Origin of the sequence: Candidatus Brachybacter algidus, assembly GCF_016707225.1 — a bacterium.
Classification (GTDB): Bacteria; Bacteroidota; Bacteroidia; order Chitinophagales; family Saprospiraceae; genus Parvibacillus; species Parvibacillus algidus.
This window is the reverse complement of record NZ_JADJID010000007.1, coordinates 79,397-99,041: the sequence shown is the minus strand read 5'-3', so window position 1 is coordinate 99,041 and position 19,645 is coordinate 79,397. Positions and strand designations below refer to the sequence as shown.

Genomic DNA, 19,645 nt, shown 5'->3' with positions numbered 1-19,645 from the left:
TATCCTTTTAATTATTCCGTAATTTGATGATTAGAAGGATTATCAACAGCAATCCATTTTTAATCAAGCTTCTGCATTGGGAATACTGGCCGATGTCAGTAGTTTATTTTCCACTTTCCATTTATTACATATATCTATCTGCACGTGCCGGTTCCTTTTTCTTTTGGTCGACGTCCAATCCTACCATAGAGTCCGGCGGCATGATGTTTGAGTCAAAGTGGAGCATTTTCAAATTAATACCGCCCCAATATTTCCCAAAAACAATCTTTGTTTCAGAAAATGATACAGTAGAAGATACATTTATAGCCCTTGAAAATTCTGGAATTAAATACCCATTCATTGCCAAACCTGATCGCGGAGAACGCGGCTGGGCAATTAAAAAAATTGAATCGGCAGAGCAATTGAAAGTTTATATTCAAAAAAGCCCGGTGGACTTTCTTATTCAATCATTTGTGGACATGCCCGTTGAGTTAAGTGTCTTTTATTACAGACTTCCTGATCAGGAGAGAGGAACTGTATCGTCCGTTTGCTTTAAAGAATTGCTTAAAGCGAATGGCAACGGAAAAAGTACATTGAAAGAGCTAATCATGGCCAACCCTAGAGCCTTGCTCCGGTTAGATGCCTTGAAAGAACAACATGCAGCAGAAATGGACAGCGTTTTGCTAATTGGTGAAGAAAAGTTATTAGTACCACTTGGCAATCATTGCCGGGGCGCCACTTTTTTTGATTATAATCATATCATTGATGAGTCATTAATAGATGTATTTGACCATATAAGCAAACAAATAGATGGCTTTTATTATGGACGTTACGACTTAAAATGTCAAAGCCTGGAAGATTTGAAGGCAGGAAAAAACATTGCTATTGTAGAACTTAATGGTGCAGGTGCAGAGCCTGCTCATATTTACCAGCCGGATTATCCACTATTGAAAGGACAAAAAGATATTTTCTTTCATTACAAAAAGCTTTGGGAAGTAAGTATGGCCAATGCACGGAAAGGTGAAAAATTTATGACTATTGCTGAATTCAGAGATCTATTAAGAAGACAAAAGGCTTATAAGTTAAAAGTAAATTCAGCCTCATGATCATCAGCTTTTTACTTGGATTCTGGGGTTATCTGATGATCGCCAATATTAATCTTGGAGTATTGGAACTCGCTAAACATGGCAATAAATCAGCATTGACCAAATATCTTGTTGTCATTTTGACTTTTGAATTCATTTACTGTTTCGGATCATTATATTTCATGCAATATCTCATGATTTATCCAAAGGTCATCATAATCGCTCAATATATTGCCATAGCTTTTCTTCTCATTCTCGGTTTTTGGGCGCTATTTGAAAAACCAAAAGATATAGAAACAGAACGTAAGAACATTATAAGGCGTGGTTACTGGTCAGCCATAATACATCCACAACAAGTGCCATTCTGGCTGTTCTGGGGCATCATCCTGATAGAGAATCAAATCATCAATGGAGATATCGGATCTTTATTGTTTTTTGCAGCATTTAATGTACTCGGGGCCTTTTGCATGTTGATGATCTACGTGGTATACGGAAATAAACTCATCAGTCTAATAAAACTAAATTTGCATATTATAAAAAAGATTGTTGGGATAATATGCCTTGTTACAGCTTTGTATATGACGTGGGAACTGTTTAAGAGCTGATCATCTTACATATTTATAAAACGCTTTCTTATGTGGTGGATTTATGCTTTACTTTCTGCTTTATTTGCTGCCCTTACTGCCATATTTGCCAAAGTTGGTATGCAAAATGTCAATTCAAATCTGGGGACAGCTATTAGAACAATAGTGGTACTGGTGATGATCTGGTTGATCGTATTTTTTAGAAACGAAGCAAAGGACATTGGAAACTTAAGCAGAAATACTTGGTTTTTCCTGGGTTTCTCTGGAATTGCCACCGGACTTTCATGGATCTTTTATTTCAAAGCGTTACAAATGGGCAAGGTATCTCAGGTAGCAGCCGTGGATAAACTAAGTCTTGCATTGACCATCATTATAGCGGCAGTCTTTCTTGGAGAATCCCTGACCTGGAAAACCGGACTTGGTGCTGCACTTATCATTGGAGGAACAATAGTGTTGATCCTAAAATAAAAATATGCAACTTGAACATACATCTTCAAAATCTATTGAATTCATTCTCGACTATCTCACCGACATGGATAAATTCGCCTCTATACATCCTGTGATCTCTAAGATCAAACCATTGGGAAGGCAACATTTTATAGTGTATGAGACACTTCAAATAGGGCCAGTTCCCTGGTCATTCACGTATCCTGCGCAAGTAATATTAGGCCAAGATGGCATGAGCGTGACGATTAAGGCCATCGTGATGAAAGTAACCAAGATTGAAATGGTTTTTGAAATTAGTAAAATTGGCCCTCATAGCCTCATCAAAGAGAAGATCCATATGGAAACACCACTACCTGTTAAAAAAATGATGCAAAAAATCTTTAAAAAGCAACATATCCAATTCTTTAAAACGCTGGAATCATTGTAGATGCGTTGTTTCGGCTGTTGGTTGTTGACTTCTTATTAGTGACTAGAGTAGTTTGAATTCTTAGGAAAAGAGAATTGAAAATTGAAAATGAGGCGAAGATTGTTTTGATTATTTGCAATGGAGATTATAGCTTGAAGTTGAAGGATGTTGGCTACCGGATCTGGGAAATAATAGTATTACTTTTAATAAGAATGGCGAAACTGCGTAAAGATTAACGTTTACTTACAATTTAGGATAAATGAAAACATACTCTCAGATGGCTACATAAATCCAGACCTATTTTACACCAAAAAATATTCGTGCTACTAATTGATTCGTTCTAAATCTCATAACCCAAATTCTTATCATAAAATCGTCTTACTTCTAACTCTATAAACTCTTTTTTCCATCACCCATTATCTTCCATACAAATACCTTATCTTCACGCCCATAAAAATAAAAGAACAATGAATAGACTTATAGCCCCGTCAATGCTTTCAGCTGATTTTACGAAATTGGCTGATGAAATTGAAATGGTGAATAAAAGTGAAGCAGCTTGGTTTCATCTCGACGTCATGGACGGTGTTTTTGTTCCTAACATTACGATGGGCTTTATTGTCATTGACGCCATCAATCAACTGGCTGAAAAGCCGTTGGATTTGCATTTGATGACTGTCAATCCCGAAAAATATATCGAACAATGGCGTGATGCCGGCGCTGACAATATCACCGTTCATTATGAAGCATGTGTGCATCTTCATCGAGTCATCCAACAAATAAAGCATACAGGAGCAATGGCAGGAGTAGCTATTAATCCACATACTCCGGTCAGCGCATTGTCAGAAATAATTGAAGATCTGGACCTCGTCATCTTGATGTCAGTCAATCCAGGATTTGGTGGGCAGTCATTCATTCCGAGAACATACGAGAAAGTAAGAGAGTTATCGGAAATGATTTATCGTAGAAACGCTAAAACCCTTATCGAAGTAGATGGTGGCGTCAGTCTTTCAAATGCCGGCAAATTAATAGAAGTAGGGGCAAATGTTTTAGTAGCCGGAAACACGGTCTTTTCTTCAGAAAATCCAACTGAGACAATTCATTTGTTAAAAACCGTCACATCACACAATATAGAGGTTAGATAATCCCTTCTAATCCTGTTCAAAAAAATTATCTGGATGACTTTTTATACTCGTGTCATTTTATTGACCATTTTTTTACTTCAATTTTTTCGTGCCAATGCTCAGGAAAGCAACACTTACATCATAGGCTATGTCAAAGATGAGGTAACAAAAGAGGGTGTAGAAGGCGCACTTGTCTATGAAAAGTCTCTTCAAAAAGGAGTAGAAACAGATGAAAATGGATTTTTCCAGTTGTCCGTTAATCCTGGTGTCAGTCTTGTTGTCATCATCCGCAGAGTGGGTTACGATCTGGCGAGTGTACAGCTGGACCCTGTAAAAGATGGGGAAGTAAAGAAGCTTGATATTAGTCTCAATCTCAAAGATGCAGGTAAGGGTGTGACTATATATGCAGAATCTATTGGGGACAAAAATATGGTCCGGGCCAATGTACAGGAATTCAAATTACTGCCTTCCGTATCCGGCAATCTTGAAAGTTTATTGCCTTCGATCGCTCTTGGTACGACTTCAGGATCAGGTGGAGAATTAACCTCACAATACAATGTACGTGGTGGAAATTATGATGAAAATTTAGTGTATGTCAATGATTTTGAGATCTTTCGACCACAGCTGATCCGCGCAGGTCAGCAAGAAGGGCTTTCCTTTCCGAATATTGATTTGATACGCGATTTGGCTTTCTCCAGTGGTGGTTTTGAAGCAAAATATGGCGATAAATTGTCATCGGTATTAGATATCAAGTATAAAAGACCTGAAGAAACAAGGGGTTCATTCATGGCTAGTATGCTGGGTGCTTCAGCACATTTGGAAGGAAGTTTTAAACCTATAAAGAAACAAGGTGGCAAGGTTAGGTATCTACTGGGTGCGAGATACAAAACCACTAGATATATCCTTGGTTCACTGGACACCAAAGGTGAATACTTGCCCAATTTCATTGATCTTCAGGCATATGTGACCTATGATTTTAAACCGAATTGGCAACTTGCATTGATTGGGAATATCAATCAGGCTAAATATAATTTTACACCGACAGAATCTGAGGTGGTGACTGGAGGATTCTTCTTTCCAAACAAATTCAGTGCGGACTTTGAGGGTAAGGAAGATGACAAATTTAAAAACAATATGGGTGGCCTGGCACTCAATTTTGTCCCAGCCAAAAAACAAAATCCTTCCTTTGTAAAGTTTCTGACTTCTGTATATAATGCAGATGAGGTGGAAGCGTTTGACATTTTATCCTATTTCCAGGTGACAAAGCTCGAACTAGATCTGGAAGGTGGTAAGCCGAAAGAGATTGGAGTGCTGGGCAATGGAGTGCAACACAGCTTTGCCAGAAACAGATTGCAAAATATCATCCTCAATGGTGAATTAAAGGCGGGTATTGAGATCCCAAGGTTTAATGATGACAAAGGATATGAAACTTCACATTTTCTTTATGGAGGCATCAAGGTACAGCAGGAACATTTCAAAGATAGGCTCAACGAGTGGGCAAGGACAGATAGTGCCGGCTATTCATTGCCCAATGCAGAGGAAGAATATCAGTTGGCAAGTGTGATAAAATCAGTCAATGATGTGTCTTCGACCAGATTTACAGCTTTTGGTCAAGAGACATTTACCTATAAGAAATTAAGTAAATATGAAATTCAAACGACCATCGGAGCAAGAGTGGGTTATTGGAGCTTCAATGATGAATTTATAGTTTCGCCAAGGGCACAGTTTCTGGTTAGGCCTTTGGGTAGAGAAAATCCTATCACGTATAAGGTGGCAGGAGGAATATATCAACAGCAGCCATTCTATCGTGAAATGCGGCGATTGGATGGGACTTTGAATACAAATATCAAGTCTCAAAAATCTGCTCAAGTCATTGGAGGAATAACTTATGATTTTATCGCAGGAAAGAAGGAACCTGTCAAATTAAAGATCGTTGCTGAGGTATATTATAAAGATCTTTGGGATCAAATATCTTATAATGTGGACAATGTACGCGTGAGATATAGTGGAAATAATGACAGCAAAGGATATGCAAAGGGAATTGATTTCAGGATCAATGGTGAATTTGTTTCAGGTTTTGAAAGTTGGTTAAATCTATCTTTCCTTGATACAAAGGAAAAAATATATGGCGTACAGCATAAGGATGTTACCGGCCAACCTGTGGACTATGTACCTAGACCGACTTCAAGGATATTTGCAGGGTCATTGTACTTTCAGGATTATTTACCTAAAAACAAAAATTTCAGGACTCACTTGCAGTTAAACTTTGGGTCAGGACTGCCTTTCGGACCTCCTGGCGAGAATTTAGTCCAAAGAAATGCAGTTAGGTTCAAGACTTATCAGAGAGTTGACATTGGATTTTCCTACCAACTTTGGGACGAAATAAATCGCGATGAAAAGCCACATAATTTATTCAAATTCACTCGAAAGACCTGGATAAGTTTAGAAGTATTTAACCTAATGGATGTTCAGAACGTCGCATCAGTCAATTGGGTAAAAGACTTTAACAACATTTATTATTTCTTCCCCGTCAATCTGACATCAAGGAGATTTAATCTGAAGTTGAGGATGGACCTGTGAAGGAATGTTGAATGTTGAATGTTGAATGGGACGCTCTTTAAATAAGTAATGGGTAATGAGTAATGTTCACGCATTTAACTAATCTAACAAATTAGGTGAAAGATTTCCATCTTGGACATACTGTTCGCTGTTCGCCGCTCGCTGTTCGCTTTCTCCACCTTCTCACTTTCTCACTTTTCATAGGTAATGGGTAATGAGTAATGAGCGAAGATTGGGCTTAGTGCCTTGATTATAAGGTGTAATTGGTAATCAGTAATTGGTAATTTGAATTACGAAAAGTGTTGTTATGACTGGCTTATCGTAATATTGCAATATTACATTTGTGATATAAAAGGTTAACCAAAAAGAATATATCATGATGTTGAGTAATGGGTAATTTGCTCGAAGATTGGCAAGCTGTTATATTTTATCAGTAATCAGTAATTGATAATTGGTAATTCGAATTACGAAAAGTGTTGTTATGACTGGCTTATCGTAATATTGCAATATTACATTTGTGATATAAAAGGTTAACAAAAAAGAACTGTATCATGATATTGGGTAATGGGTAATTTGCTCGAAGATTGGCAAGCTGTTTTATTTTATCAGTAATCAGTAATTGGTAATTGGTAATTTGAATTACGAAAAGTGTTGTTATGACTGGCTTATCGTAATATTGCAATATTACATTTGTGATATAAAAGGTTAACCAAAAAGAACTGTATCATGAAGTTTTACACCCTTCTCACCTTCTCACCTTCTCACTTTTCATAGGTAATGAGTAATGGGCAATGAGTAATGAGCGAAGATTGGGCTGAGTGCCTTGATTATAGTGGTATCAGTAATCGGCAATCAGTAATTGGTAATTTAAATTACGAAAAACGTTGTTATGACTGGCTTATTGTAATATTGCAATATTACATTTGTGATATAAAAGGTTAACCAAAAAGAACTATATCATGAAGTTTTACCCTCTTCTCACCTTCTCAACTTCTCACTTTTCATAGGTAATTGGTAATGAGTAATGGGTAATGAGCGAAGATTGAGCTGAGTGCCTTGATTATTGTGGTATCAGTAATCGGCAATCAGTAATTGGTAATTGGTAATTTGAATTATGAAAAGCGTTATTATGACTGGCTTATCGTAATATTGCAATATTACATTTGTGATATAAAAGGTTAACCAAAAAGAACTATATCATGAAGTTTTACACCATTCTCACCTTCTCACCCTCTCACCTGCTCACCTCCCCACCATAAACTCAGGATCTTTTTTAAATCTCACCCAATCCCCCTTACATTGCTCCAACATCTCCCGCATCTGAATCTGATCTTTTGTAGACAATCTATCGAAATTACCATCGTCATCCGTGATCCATTTATTTAGGTAGATCATCATATTGAAACACATGGTTAGTTGACCGGTAGCGACCAACTTGTGTAATACATTATTCATGCCTTCAGTTTCTGTAAACCAAAGGGTAGTGCCAAATGAAGATGCCTCAGCGACCGTCTGTGCGATCCTTTGACCAACAAAATTATCATAGGTAATGGTGGAGTTATCCGGTAAACTACTTTTATATTTTGGAAAATCTTCTTCTGTCAGGCATTTGATCAAAGTGGATATTCTGCGCAGTTTGTAATCGTTGTCCACATATAATTTATTGTAATTCAGTCTGCGAACCACTTTTAAAAACACTTCCTGCATGAGAATAGATAGAGAAAAAATGCGATCTTTTAATAGAACTGAAAGCGTTCCGAAAGGCACTCTTGCAATGGAAAGTGGACCGATTTTGCTTTTGTAAAAATCGAAATTAGGACCGACTAATTTTTCAACTGATGATTTAATCTTGTTACTGACTTTTTTGATTGCCCAAACTTTAAAAATTAACACAGCGATTAGAGAAAATGCAAGACCACTGCAAATTCCTTGTAAAAATTCATTGCCAAGACCAAAAATTAGAGGGCACATTAAAGCAATAATAGCGCTAAGTAATATCCAATTAAATCGCACATTGTACTTGATGAAATCCTGAAAAGTCCTCTTTGAAAACCAAGTATCATCAACATTAGTAGCTTTGAAACTGGACATATTAGGAGAGGAAACATCAGAGACAATGACAAGGTCAAAGTAAGGTTCACCTACTTTAGAATTGTATTTCAACACACTTTCAATCCCTTGATTGTCATAGATGCCGCCATCCATGAGGCCGACAGTTCTATTATTTTTGGCGTGTTTTTCCAAGTTAATTGAATCAGCATGCACAAAATCATTTGGCCATAACATGGGCTCAAAACCGCCTGGAAAGCAAGAGGAAGAGGCAAGCACATCAGAGAGTTTAATTTCTACTGCTACCGCATAAGGAACTATCACCCGGGCACTGCCATTGAATTTGCCTTTGTTTCTGAAGCGAAAATTAAGACCATTGTTAAATTCTGTGCTGTTATATACTAATGCTTCGAGATGAGAATCCAAATGTCGGAATTCTTCGAGTGTCTTACCGAAAGTGTAATGCTCATCGTAAATCTCAGCGAAGGCATTGATGATATTACGCCTCTTAGTTTTGTTATTCCAGATACCTTCCGTACTTAGTTTGATAAAACTCTCCTTCAGGAGGTCCAGATTTTCCAATCGGTCTAATAAGAAGTTATATATCTCTTCGAAAGTTTTATCTTCTTGTTTTTGCAGTGCATAGATCACTCCCGGAATCGTACCTCCAGACACAGTCGAGATCATTTTGACCTGATTGAGGAGTGGAGTGCCTCCCCAATTCAATCTGTTCAAATAAGACATGGTGCCAAGATGAAATGATGCTGCGCGATAGCCTCCACCTGAAAAGCTCAGTGCTATTTTATTGAATGGATGAGTAGGGCAATTTGATTCAGGCATTTTATTTTCTATTTTAAATCATTATTTTAGGATGAAATAAAAGTACGAAAAAGATAGAAATCAGAAGTCAGAAATCAGAAATCAGAAATCAGAAACTAGACGCTAGAAACTAGATAATAGAGACAAAGTGACATGATCACCAAATCACCCGATCACCTTATCACTTGATCACACATCACCCGATCACCCATTTTATATCACAGAGGACAATAACTTCAAAATGAATAACACCAATAAATTGCTCAATGGTGCAAAGATTTAAAGCTGATTTGAGAGAATTTTTTTATTTAAATAAAATAACCACAAAAAGAAAATCTTCTCATTATAATTTAAGAGAGGCCACAAAGAGATTTTAATCTTCAATTAAAATTTTAGCACCGATGTAACAGTTCTAATTATTTTGAGATTTTTGAATACAGACTACCCATCACCTGATCATTTGATCACCTTATCACTTGATCACACATCACCCGATCACCCTTTGATTCTTGAACAACTTCCCCCTTTCTTCGTTTACTTTCTTAATATTTATGACTGGAACCTCTTATTTTATCAATATCAATGACCGACCCATTGAGGTCAAAATCGCCAAAAGCCCGGGGCGTAACATCCGCATGACTTATAAGGATGGTAAAGGACGAATTTCTATACCGCGTGGCACATCACAAGCTGCCATGGAAGCAGCGGTAACTTCGATGAATAAATGGTTGAATGAGTTGGCATTGAAGAAGCCACATTTATTCAAACATGCCTTATCGGGGGCTTTGGAAGGAAATCAAATTAAAATCTTAGACCGAGAATATGAACTTATCATTCTCGCCAATAGAACCGGAACGACAATCAGAGGTAAAAAGAATAGTAATCAACTGATTTTTGATATTCCTCAATCTATTATGCATGACACGGAGGCCAAGCAGAAATATATACCCAGTGTCATTTCTAAAATGTTTGCTGCAGAAATGGAGGAGCGTATCCATTCTATCAATGGCCGCACGATACAGGGAAAACTGGGCAATGTGACTTTGAGAAGCGCCTCCAGTCGCTGGGGTAGCTGCACCGGCAGGAATGACATTATGATCTCCAATCGTTTATTACTTGCCCCCACTGACATCCTTGACCATGTCATCATCCATGAACTGGCGCATATAGTACATAAAGATCACTCAATAAAATTCTGGAGACTTGTGGCTGCTCATGATGTATCTATGAAAGCTCACCATCACTGGCTGAAGGTACATGGCAGCACATTGCTTTTCTGAACCGTTTTTACTTTTACCAAAAAAACATGGAAAGTATCTAAATTTTCACTTTCAATACGTATATCTTCTAAGGGTGAAATTATTAGGAGTAAAATTTCATTCAGAATAATATTTGGCTTGGGTGAATATCCTACATCGTGATATTTCGATCAAATACCTTATTATATCGAATAATATTCGGTTTTTGGCTAAAAACTTACTTCTTTAAGATGTTAAAAATAATTAATTTTCAGCATTAATAATATTTTGTGTAAACTGTAAAACGTTGATAATTATACTGTTTGTGGAGAATTGAAAGAATATCTAACTTTAACTCTAATTAAATTCTAAAAATTATTTTGTTTAGATGGAATCAAAAAAATATATTTGCTACTCATTCTTTGACTTAAATATTCATTGTTAAAAAATTAAAACATATTTTATATGACAAACGCACCAAAGCAAAATGAAACAAAATCAGGCTCTATTCTCCCTTTAATAGTGCTTCCTGCAGCATTTGTGCTGGGCTACCTAATCTATAAGTTTGTATTCGGAGCTGCCAGTCACTTCAAAGATGGCGATAATACAAAAGATCCACTTGCAGGCGACTACATGGGTATGGTCTATAAAGGAGGTTTTATCGTTCCTGTACTCTTAGGTTTACTTTTCATCACGATTATATTCTCTGTAGAGCGCATGATCTCTATCTCTAGAGCATCAGGAAATGGTCCAGTAGATAAATTCGTAAGAAATGTTCAATATGCACTTTCAAAAGGTGATGTAAGTGGAGCAATTGCAGCTTGCGACAAACAAAAAGGCTCTGTGGCAAACGTCGTTCGTTCAGGTATTACTACTTATGACAAAATGTCTCGCGAAACAGGAATGGACAAGGATCAAAAAATAGCTGCGATTCAGAAAGAAATCGAGGAAGCAACTTCTCTTGAACTGCCTTCATTAGAGCAAAATCTTCCGATTATTGCTACTATCGCTACCATTGCTACACTTGTAGGTCTGATCGGTACAGTACTTGGAATGATTCGTGCATTCGCAGGTATGGCGACTACAGGTGCACCTGATGCTTCTGCTCTTGCCAATGGTATCTCTGAGGCCTTGATTAATACTGCCTTGGGTATTACTACTTCAGCTATCGCAATCGTTGCTTATAGCTACTTTACTACAAGAATTGACGGTATGACCTACAGAATTGATGAGGCAGGTTATAGCATGCAGCAGCAGTTTGCTTCTCAGTATAAATAATTAGTGTCCATAAGACGTTTAATTATTTGAAAGACAATTCTTTAACAGATAAATAAATTATATGCCTAAGCATAAAATAGCCAGAAAAAGTACCGCAGTAGATATGACGGCCATGTGTGACGTATCATTTTTACTACTTACTTTCTTCATGTTGGCAACTAAATTTAAGCCACCAGATCCTGTAGAAGTGATGACACCGGCATCTATTTCTGATACTAAAATAGCAGAAACAGACCTTATGATGATCACGATCGACAAAAATGGAAGGGTGTTTTTCGACATGGACGGTGTTCAAACTAAACTTGATCTTATTGAGACGATCAATAGGGATAAGAATCTAGGTTTAACAGCGGTAGAGAAAAGAAACTTTTCACTAAGTTCAGGTATCGGTGTACCATTCAATCAGCTTAAAGCTCTATTGAAATATTCCCCTGCTGAACAAAAACAATTCAAATCGACTGGCATACCCGTAGATACGGTGCTTACTGATAATAATGAGTTGTTTAAATGGGTAGCATATGGCAGGATTAGTAATCCTAAAGCCAGGCTTTCAATAAAAGGCGACGGAGGTGCAAAATATCCTGTAGTGCGTGCAGTGTTTGCCACCTTAGCTAATAAAAAAGTACAGGGACATAAGTTCTACGCTGTTACTAGCTTAAAAGCAGATCCGAATAAACCGGAAGACGAGAAATAAAATTTTAACTTTTATAAATAGCCGATTCTTATGGCACAAATGGATACCGCCAGTGGTGGTGGAGATAAAGGTAAAACCAAGAAACTATCAACCAGAGTAGATCTAACACCAATGGTGGATTTGGCATTCTTGTTGATCACTTTTTTCATGCTCACTACGACTATGAATAAACCTCAGGCGATGCAGATCAATATGCCGGTAGAAAGAGAAGATGGAGATCCTCCTCCACCGGAGATTCCTGCTGCCAAGGTAATGACATTGATTCTAGGTGCAAATAATACCATCTGGTATTATGAAGGACTTGGAAGCCCTGAGATCAAAAACACTACTTATCAGGACATTCGACAGATTATTCTTGATAAGAAAAAAAGTGTCGAAGCGTCAGTATTGCCTACTGATAAAATAAAATCAGTAGTAATCATTATCAAACCTACCGATGACGCCAACTACAAAAATGTAATAGACATGCTTGATGAAATGGCTATCGATAAGGTAGGAACCTATACAATGGTGCCTGTTACTCCTCAGGAATTAGGATTACTTGATAAGTTTAAAAATGCGGGTGCACCAGAACCTGCAATAAATTAAAAATATAACGTAGAAATAAGTTGTATTGTGAAACATTATAACTTAACTTTGCGTTATAAAATAAAAAGGTAAAATGAAAAGTGAAGAAATATTAAAAGCGGATATGCTCGATCTCATTTTCGATGGTCGCAATAAGGAGTATGGGGCTTATGATCTTCGTAGACGATATCCTAATGCAGTAGCCAAAGCTTTATTGGTAGGAGTACTTATAGCACTTGCTGTGCTGAGTTATTCTATTCTTAAGGACCGTTTTGCTGATCTGATGGCGAGCGATACTGATGTAGAAGTCAATCTGACGGATCTCGAAGCACCACCGCCAATGAAAGAGAATGAGCCACCTCCACCACCGCCTCCTACACCTCCACCACCACCGGAAAGAGCATCTGTTCAGTATGTTCCACCTGTGATCAAAGAAGTAGTAGCTAATGAGACTGCAGTGACAGATGTAAAAGATCTTGAAGAAAAAGATCCCGGTGTTAAAACAGTAGAAGGAGATCCAAATGCTAAAGTAAATATTGATATTAAATCTGATGCCATAGGATTGGTAGAACAAAAGGAAAAAGTGGTCGCAGTTAAAGTAGAAGATGATAATAAAGTCTTCACTGTGGTTGAGCAACAACCAGAATTTCCGGGAGGACAAGGTGCTATGTACAAATGGATCGGCGAAAACCTTAAATATCCTTCTGAAGCAAGAAATAATGGTTTGCAAGGAAAGGTAATCATGCAGTTTACAGTTGAGAAAGATGGTTCTATCAGTTCCGTTAGAGTTGTAAGAGATGCTGTAGGTGGTGGAGCCGGAGATGAAGCTAATAGAGTGGTCAAAAAAATGCCAAATTGGAAGCCAGGTCGTCAGAACGGTAAATCCGTTAGGGTACAATATACACTTCCGGTAACATTTAAGTTGGAAGAATAACGTATTTTGTTAAATAAATAATAAGAAATAGCAATGTGGGATTCAAACCAGTTGCTATTTTGTTTTTAGTAAAAGTCGTAATTTGAAAGACAGAAATAATCCATTGACTACTTCCTACCAGCTGTTAGGAACAGTCCTGGCATTAATTATAGGAATATTTTTTACAGGCTTGGGAATTGGTATACTTACAAACTTTGTTACAATACCGGGTGATGAAGGACCAATGCTCAAAATCTTTGGAGGCCTTCTTGTCGTATATGGATTATTCAGACTCATAAGAGTCTATCTAAAGTTCAAATCCGACTCAAAATTAAATTGAAATGAAATTCTTGAATGTTTTGGTACTGGTTTTAACTGCACTGTTTCTGAACAGTTGCAAGGAAGCTGATAAAACAGCAAACCGTGATACGCCGACAAAAGGTAAGATTCATATTGCCGTGGACGAAACATACAAGACTATGGTTGACAGTGAGATTACAGTTTTCAAATCTGAATATAAGGATGTTGAGATCACTGTGGATTATGTTCCAGAAGCATATGCAGTTCAACAATTGCTAACAGACAGTGCAAGAGCCATTGTAATTGGAAGGGAATTAAATGAAAAAGAACTTTCAAAATATAAAGCAAGAAAATATGATCCCAAGTCGATTCGTATAGCTACAGACGCAATTGCAGTCATAGCCAATCCAAAAAACAAAACGGATGTACTTGATCTGGTTCAGTTAAAAGACATCCTATCAGGAAAGTTGACTACCTGGCCGGATGGAAAGAATATAGAAGTAGTAATAGACAATCCCGGAAGTGGTATCATTAGCTTTCTGCAGGACTCAGTGCTGAAAGGTAGCCCGATGAGCAAATCTATTTTTGCATTGAAGAATCAACAAGAAGTATTGGAATATGTGGGTAGTCATGAGAAAAGTATAGGTTTCATTGGTGTTAATCTGATCAGTAGTTTTGATGCAGATGCCAATCAACAGTTTCCTGCCACGATCAAACCATTGGGCATTTCGAAAGGAGCATTTGATAAAGCATACAAACCTTACCAGGCTTATGTGGCTTCCAGAAATTATCCATTGTTGAGGTTTACTACTTTGATAGTGGATGAGGCTTACAATGGACTGGGAAGTGGATTCGCTACTTTTGTAGGATCAGATAAAGGACAACGAATAATCCTGAAAGATGGACTAGTGCCTGCCAATTCTCCTATCCGTTTGATAGAAGTTAATACAAACTAAAGACCCTTATAATACAAATTGATAACCATAAATTAATCGAAAAATGATGTATAAAAAAATTCAATTATTCAGCGCATTTATGTTGCTGGTTTTCTCCATGGGAGCTCAGGATATAGAGTCCGCATACAAGTTATTGTCATATGGCAAAGCGGAAGATGCAGTAGAAATGGCACAGAAAGTAGTTAGTGCGGATCCTGCAAATCTGGGTAATCAATTTTCACTTTATAATCTCCTGAATGCAGCAGAAAATTATACAGAGGCAGCTAAAGTATTGGAAGGTATAAAAGTCGCAGATGCAAATGGTCCTTATGGCAAAACTGCAGACGTGATTCAGCAATTAGCTGCAGGTGCCAATGCTGAGGATCTTACCTCTGCAATAGATAAGGCCATCAGAAAAGGGAAAAAAGCTAAAGGGTTTTTATACAGAACCGTAGGTGAGTATTTCTTGTTCGGCCAAAAGAAAAATCCGGTTAAGGCAATATTTTATATAAAAACTGCTATTGATGATTATTCTTTGAACAATGCATCCACCAGAATGATTCTTGGTGATGCATATAGTGCTAAAAATGATGCAGGTAATGCTGTGACCAATTACGAATATGCAATGGAATTGGACAAGACCAGTGCGGTGCCACATTATAAGATCGGTACGACTTACATAAGAGCAAGAAACTATGAATTTGGAGTTCCTGAATTGAGAAAGGCTATTGAGACAGATCCTAATTATATGTTGGCATATAAAGATCTTGGTAAATACTATTATGATGCCGGTAAATATGAAGAAGCAAAGGAAAATTATGGTAAATATATTGCTTCAACTAAGCCAACATTGATCGAGAATATTCAATATTCAAACATACTATATTTTGCAAAAGACTATGAAAAAGGAGTCCAAGTAATGAATCAAGTGAAGGCTGCAGATAAGGATAGTAAATATGTAGGTATCAACAGATTATTGGGTTATTCTTATTATGAGACAGGAAAATATGATAAGGCTGAGCAACTTTTGACTAATTTCTTCAGCAATCATGATACTTTGAAAATTCTTGCAGAAGACTACATCTATCTTGGTAAAATACAAGATAAGTTGGGCTCTGACAGTTTATCTATGGCTAAGTACGACAGTATGTCCAGATCTAGTTATCTAATGGCTTTCCAAATGGATTCAACCAAAGAAGGAGTTATTAAAGAAATAGCTGACTCTTTGTACAATCAGAAGAGATATGATGAAGCGGGATTCTTCTATTTCGCCAGAGCTAAATCTACCAACCTTGCAGCTGATTATTTTTATGCAACAAGAGCAGATTATCTTGGAGGAAATTATGTCAGAGGAATGGAAGCGGCACAAGGAATAATCAATAAATTGCCAGACGAGCTAGCAGGACATCTTTGGTTGGCCAGAAATGCAGCTTTACTTGATACAATTAATAAAGGAGCAATGGCTGTGCCACTTTACGAAATGGTAATTACAAAAGGAAATATTGATAAAGCTAAGAATGGTAAAGATATACTCGAAGCACTTAATTGGCTTACGGTTTATAACATCAATATAAAACAAGATTACGTTAAGGCGCAGTCCTATAATGACCAGGCTCTGGAGATCGATGCGAATAATGAACAAGTGATGAAGTTGTTTAACTTCCTAACTGATGTAACTACGAACCCACCTAAAAAATCTACCAAGAAAGGTTAGATTAAATTCTAAAAACAGCATGAGGAGCGTTAGGAAACTAACGCTCCTTTTTTTTGTCCATAGATGAAGCTTTGAGTGCATTAAAAAATATTTATATTGAGCCAGTTTCGTCATATTTTGATGAAAAAAATATTTTTCTATGAAAAAATGGCCAATATTAATTTTCTTCTTTGTTTCTCTAGTCACAGCCAGCGCTCAGGAAACTCCTTATGTCCCTTGTCTGGAAATGCCTAAGATCATTAGTAATTATTATGCAGATATTGATGCGCTCAATAATGTGTACATCTTTGGTTTTTCACCTGAAAGAAATCAACGCTTTAAGACGTTAGCCCAGTCTTATCTTGAGAAATTGGCTAAAATAGATTTTAAACAATTGCCACAGGGCTGCAAGGCTGATTATGCTTTATTCAAAAGAAACCTGAATGGCGATATTGAAGATTCTGACAAAGAGAGTATTGACTATCGCAGCATGAATGATTGGTTTCCCTTCGCAGATAGTATTTATTCACTTGAAAAGTGCAAGCGAAGGGCTGGAATGCTAAATGCACAATTGGTCGCTTCCAATTTCTCAAAAGCTATCAAAGACATAAAAGTATTAAAGTCAAAAGCTGATCTTAGTAAAAGTATTAATGTACCTCAGGCAAGAATCGCTAACAACATCATTGATGGTCTAATTGACGCCTTAAAGAATACCAATCGTTTCTATTCGGGCTACGACCCAATGTATACCTGGTGGGTTCCGGATCTTTATAAGGAGCTGGATATTGCATTGAAAGATTATGCTAAAACATTTACCGTCACTGCAGAGAAAAATGCACCAGTGAAGGATAGCACTGGAATCGTGGGATTTCCTATCGGCAAAGATGAATTGATAAGGCAATTAAAATACGAAATCATTAATTACACACCAGAGGAGTTGATCGCCATAGCCAATAAAGAATTTGCCTGGTGCGACAAAGAATTATTAAAAGTTGCTACTGATATGGGTTTTGGCAATGATTGGAAAGCTGCTCAGGAAAAAGTGAAACAAAGCGCTGTTCCTCCAGGAAGCCAGGCGGCAGAAATGGTGAAATTATACAATCAATCCATAGAATTTATAAAAAATAAAGACCTCATCACCTTACCTGATCTTGCGAATGAGACTTGGCGGATAGCTATGATGTCACCGCAGCAGCAATTATACAATCCTTTTTTCTATGGCGGAGAGGAATTTGCCATCTCCTACCCTACGAATACCATGGATTATGATGCAAAGTTGATGAGTATGAGGGGCAATAATCCACATTTTTGTCGTGCTGTCGTGCATCATGAAGTATTGCCGGGACATTATTTACAGCATTTTATGAATGAACGGGTGAATACCTATCGAAGGTATGATACGCCATTCTGGACAGAAGGTTGGGCGCTGTATTGGGAGCTATTATTGTGGGATGAAGGCTTTGCAAGGGGTCCTGAGGATCGAATCGGAATGTTGTATTGGAGAATGCACCGTTGCGCCAGGATCATCTTTTCTTTGAACTACCACATGGGTAAGTGGACGCCACAGCAATGTATAGATTTTCTTGTGGACAGAGTCGGTCATGAACGAGCCAATGCGGAAGCAGAAGTCAGGAGATCATTTGCAGGCGGATACGGTCCTTTGTATCAAGTTGCCTATATGTTGGGTGGATTAGAGTTTATGTCCCTGAAAAATGAAATGACAAAGGGTGGTAAGATGACTGTCAAGCAATTCAATGATGCGGTGATGCAGCAAAATGCCATGCCGATCGAGATGTTGAGGAATATACTACTAGATCTTCCCATCAAAAAAGATTATAATTCTGGATGGAAATTCTATGGAAAATAGGAGTGTAATTATTGAAGATAATTGTGGTAAATGAAAACAAGTTAATTCAGGCATATATTAGAAACTAGACTTCATTCTGCCAAAAGTTCACTTTATCTAAATACTCATTTTCAAAGTGGACAATTCTATTCCTATTAAATAGAATTATAATTTCCTATTCATGCAAATCCTCATGTTGTGGCGGCAATTCCTTGACTTCCTTTTCTATTTCTTTATGTTCTACATAGACAGCATATTCTGCAGGCTTGATGTGACGTCCTTTATATTCTGCATATACTTTGGTGAACTCTGCACCCATATAAAGGATGGCAGCAGTATAATAGATCCATACCATGACCACGATTATAGATCCTGCGACTCCAAACATAGAGCCTGCGCCAGTGCGAGAGATATAGATTCCGATAACAAATCTGCCCAACAGGAATAAACAGGCTGTAAAAAATGCCCCCATGCGTACGTCTCTCCACATGATCTTCGCATCCGGCAGCACTTTAAATATTGTTCCAAAGAGGATCGTGATGACCACAAAGCTGATGACAGTATTCAGCACATTGGCGAGTAATACTGTTAATTCAGGAAATACATTTGATAATCTATCCATCATTGCAAGCAAAGCACCATTAACAAGGAGTGAAACAACCAATAGAAAACCAAGACTTATGATCATCGACGAAGAAAGTAGACGGTCAATGATGAGTTTAAGCCAGCCTTTTTTGGGCTTGGCTTTTACACGCCAGATAATATTAATTGAATCCTGAATCTCTACGAAAATACTGGTCGCACCGATTAATAAAGTAATTAGACCTATGGTAAACGCCATAGTTGATTGATCAGATAGTTGGATGGATTTGATCATTTCCTGGATCTGTAGCGCTGCAGTGACCCCTATTAAGCCATTTAGTTCGACGAAAACTCGTCCTTCGATCGCTGCTTTTCCATAGAAAATTCCTACCAGAGATATGACCAATAAAAGTAAAGGTGCGAGTGCAAATATGGTGTAGTAAGCTAGTGCTGCACTCAGCTTTAACCCTTTGTCGTCAATGAAGTCGAAAAGTGTATTCTTCGCGATCTTAAAAAAAGGAGTTTCGAAAAAGCTGCCCATTTGTTCCAA

Annotated in this window: 17 protein-coding genes; 15 read left to right on the top strand and 2 right to left on the bottom strand. The window is 37.5% G+C overall.

What is annotated here, in order from left to right; translation table 11 throughout:
- Nucleotides 1–26 precede the first annotated feature (26 nt).
- From IPI15_RS17765 to IPI15_RS17740, 6 genes are all read left to right on the top strand, one after another.
- Nucleotides 27–1,085 carry an ATP-grasp domain-containing protein gene (locus IPI15_RS17765; RefSeq protein WP_287405129.1) on the top strand — a complete coding sequence of 353 codons (1,059 nt, stop codon included), beginning with the start codon at nucleotides 27–29 and terminating at the stop codon, nucleotides 1,083–1,085.
- The gene (locus IPI15_RS17760; protein WP_287405127.1) at nucleotides 1,082–1,669 is read left to right on the top strand and encodes a hypothetical protein; all 588 of its coding nucleotides are present in this window, start codon (nucleotides 1,082–1,084) and stop codon (nucleotides 1,667–1,669) included. Before IPI15_RS17765 ends, IPI15_RS17760 begins: the two co-directional genes overlap by 4 nt.
- A gap of 30 nt (nucleotides 1,670–1,699) precedes the next feature.
- The gene (locus IPI15_RS17755; protein WP_287405125.1) at nucleotides 1,700–2,116 is read left to right on the top strand and encodes an EamA family transporter; all 417 of its coding nucleotides are present in this window, start codon (nucleotides 1,700–1,702) and stop codon (nucleotides 2,114–2,116) included.
- Nucleotides 2,117–2,120: 4 nt separating this feature from the next.
- Nucleotides 2,121–2,522: a hypothetical protein gene (locus IPI15_RS17750; protein WP_287405123.1), complete on the top strand. Its 402-nt coding sequence runs from the start codon at nucleotides 2,121–2,123 to the stop codon at nucleotides 2,520–2,522.
- Nucleotides 2,523–2,968: 446 nt separating this feature from the next.
- The gene (rpe, locus tag IPI15_RS17745) at nucleotides 2,969–3,643 is read left to right on the top strand and encodes a ribulose-phosphate 3-epimerase (protein WP_287405121.1); all 675 of its coding nucleotides are present in this window, start codon (nucleotides 2,969–2,971) and stop codon (nucleotides 3,641–3,643) included.
- A 33-nt stretch (nucleotides 3,644–3,676) separates the two neighbouring features.
- Nucleotides 3,677–6,202, top strand: a complete 2,526-nt coding sequence (locus tag IPI15_RS17740) for a TonB-dependent receptor (protein ID WP_287405119.1) — start codon at nucleotides 3,677–3,679, stop codon at nucleotides 6,200–6,202.
- A 1,221-nt stretch (nucleotides 6,203–7,423) separates the two neighbouring features.
- Here the strand turns inward: IPI15_RS17740 and IPI15_RS17735 are convergent.
- Nucleotides 7,424–9,070, bottom strand: coding sequence for a patatin-like phospholipase family protein (locus tag IPI15_RS17735; RefSeq protein ID WP_287405117.1), 1,647 nt, complete (start codon nucleotides 9,068–9,070; stop codon nucleotides 7,424–7,426).
- Nucleotides 9,071–9,600: 530 nt separating this feature from the next.
- Between IPI15_RS17735 and IPI15_RS17730 the strand changes: the two genes are divergently transcribed.
- From IPI15_RS17730 to IPI15_RS17690, 9 genes are all read left to right on the top strand, one after another.
- A complete protein-coding gene (locus IPI15_RS17730) occupies nucleotides 9,601–10,329 on the top strand; it encodes a M48 family metallopeptidase (protein ID WP_287405115.1) in 729 nt (242 codons plus the stop codon).
- A 423-nt stretch (nucleotides 10,330–10,752) separates the two neighbouring features.
- The gene (locus tag IPI15_RS17725; protein WP_287405113.1) at nucleotides 10,753–11,565 is read left to right on the top strand and encodes a MotA/TolQ/ExbB proton channel family protein; all 813 of its coding nucleotides are present in this window, start codon (nucleotides 10,753–10,755) and stop codon (nucleotides 11,563–11,565) included.
- 61 nt (nucleotides 11,566–11,626) lie between these two features.
- Nucleotides 11,627–12,259, top strand: a complete 633-nt coding sequence (locus IPI15_RS17720; protein WP_287405112.1) for an ExbD/TolR family protein — start codon at nucleotides 11,627–11,629, stop codon at nucleotides 12,257–12,259.
- A gap of 30 nt (nucleotides 12,260–12,289) precedes the next feature.
- A complete protein-coding gene (locus IPI15_RS17715) occupies nucleotides 12,290–12,847 on the top strand; it encodes an ExbD/TolR family protein (RefSeq protein ID WP_287405110.1) in 558 nt (185 codons plus the stop codon).
- 73 nt (nucleotides 12,848–12,920) lie between these two features.
- The gene (locus tag IPI15_RS17710; RefSeq protein ID WP_287405109.1) at nucleotides 12,921–13,760 is read left to right on the top strand and encodes an energy transducer TonB; all 840 of its coding nucleotides are present in this window, start codon (nucleotides 12,921–12,923) and stop codon (nucleotides 13,758–13,760) included.
- Nucleotides 13,761–13,842: 82 nt separating this feature from the next.
- Nucleotides 13,843–14,079, top strand: a complete 237-nt coding sequence (locus IPI15_RS17705) for a hypothetical protein (protein WP_287405108.1) — start codon at nucleotides 13,843–13,845, stop codon at nucleotides 14,077–14,079.
- Nucleotide 14,080: 1 nt separating this feature from the next.
- Complete coding sequence (locus tag IPI15_RS17700) at nucleotides 14,081–14,995, top strand: PstS family phosphate ABC transporter substrate-binding protein (RefSeq protein WP_287405106.1); 915 nt, start codon at nucleotides 14,081–14,083, stop codon at nucleotides 14,993–14,995.
- Nucleotides 14,996–15,038: 43 nt separating this feature from the next.
- Nucleotides 15,039–16,688: a tetratricopeptide repeat protein gene (locus IPI15_RS17695; RefSeq protein ID WP_287405104.1), complete on the top strand. Its 1,650-nt coding sequence runs from the start codon at nucleotides 15,039–15,041 to the stop codon at nucleotides 16,686–16,688.
- Between the two features lie 139 nt (nucleotides 16,689–16,827).
- Nucleotides 16,828–18,534 carry a DUF885 family protein gene (locus IPI15_RS17690; protein WP_287405102.1) on the top strand — a complete coding sequence of 569 codons (1,707 nt, stop codon included), beginning with the start codon at nucleotides 16,828–16,830 and terminating at the stop codon, nucleotides 18,532–18,534.
- Nucleotides 18,535–18,688: 154 nt separating this feature from the next.
- Here IPI15_RS17690 and IPI15_RS17685 read toward each other — a convergent pair whose 3' ends face one another.
- On the bottom strand, nucleotides 18,689–19,636 hold the full coding sequence (locus IPI15_RS17685; RefSeq protein WP_287405100.1) for a YihY/virulence factor BrkB family protein: 948 nt from the start codon (nucleotides 19,634–19,636) through the stop codon (nucleotides 18,689–18,691).
- Nucleotides 19,637–19,645 lie beyond the last annotated feature (9 nt).

Excerpts from the sequence above, each read along its gene's own strand:
- IPI15_RS17710 (WP_287405109.1), top strand. The coding sequence starts at position 12,921 with ATGAAAAGTGAAGAAATATTAAAAGCGGATATGCTCGATCTCATTTTC.
- IPI15_RS17750 (WP_287405123.1), top strand. The coding sequence starts at position 2,121 with ATGCAACTTGAACATACATCTTCAAAATCTATTGAATTCATTCTCGAC.
- IPI15_RS17685 (WP_287405100.1), bottom strand. The coding sequence starts at position 19,636 with ATGGGCAGCTTTTTCGAAACTCCTTTTTTTAAGATCGCGAAGAATACA.
- IPI15_RS17730 (WP_287405115.1), top strand. The coding sequence starts at position 9,601 with ATGACTGGAACCTCTTATTTTATCAATATCAATGACCGACCCATTGAG.
- IPI15_RS17715 (WP_287405110.1), top strand. The coding sequence starts at position 12,290 with ATGGCACAAATGGATACCGCCAGTGGTGGTGGAGATAAAGGTAAAACC.
- IPI15_RS17695 (WP_287405104.1), top strand. The coding sequence starts at position 15,039 with ATGATGTATAAAAAAATTCAATTATTCAGCGCATTTATGTTGCTGGTT.
- rpe (WP_287405121.1), top strand. The coding sequence starts at position 2,969 with ATGAATAGACTTATAGCCCCGTCAATGCTTTCAGCTGATTTTACGAAA.
- IPI15_RS17760 (WP_287405127.1), top strand. The coding sequence starts at position 1,082 with ATGATCATCAGCTTTTTACTTGGATTCTGGGGTTATCTGATGATCGCC.
- IPI15_RS17765 (WP_287405129.1), top strand. The coding sequence starts at position 27 with ATGATTAGAAGGATTATCAACAGCAATCCATTTTTAATCAAGCTTCTG.
- IPI15_RS17720 (WP_287405112.1), top strand. The coding sequence starts at position 11,627 with ATGCCTAAGCATAAAATAGCCAGAAAAAGTACCGCAGTAGATATGACG.
- IPI15_RS17700 (WP_287405106.1), top strand. The coding sequence starts at position 14,081 with ATGAAATTCTTGAATGTTTTGGTACTGGTTTTAACTGCACTGTTTCTG.
- IPI15_RS17755 (WP_287405125.1), top strand. The coding sequence starts at position 1,700 with ATGTGGTGGATTTATGCTTTACTTTCTGCTTTATTTGCTGCCCTTACT.
- IPI15_RS17740 (WP_287405119.1), top strand. The coding sequence starts at position 3,677 with ATGACTTTTTATACTCGTGTCATTTTATTGACCATTTTTTTACTTCAA.
- IPI15_RS17690 (WP_287405102.1), top strand. The coding sequence starts at position 16,828 with ATGAAAAAATGGCCAATATTAATTTTCTTCTTTGTTTCTCTAGTCACA.
- IPI15_RS17735 (WP_287405117.1), bottom strand. The coding sequence starts at position 9,070 with ATGCCTGAATCAAATTGCCCTACTCATCCATTCAATAAAATAGCACTG.
- IPI15_RS17725 (WP_287405113.1), top strand. The coding sequence starts at position 10,753 with ATGACAAACGCACCAAAGCAAAATGAAACAAAATCAGGCTCTATTCTC.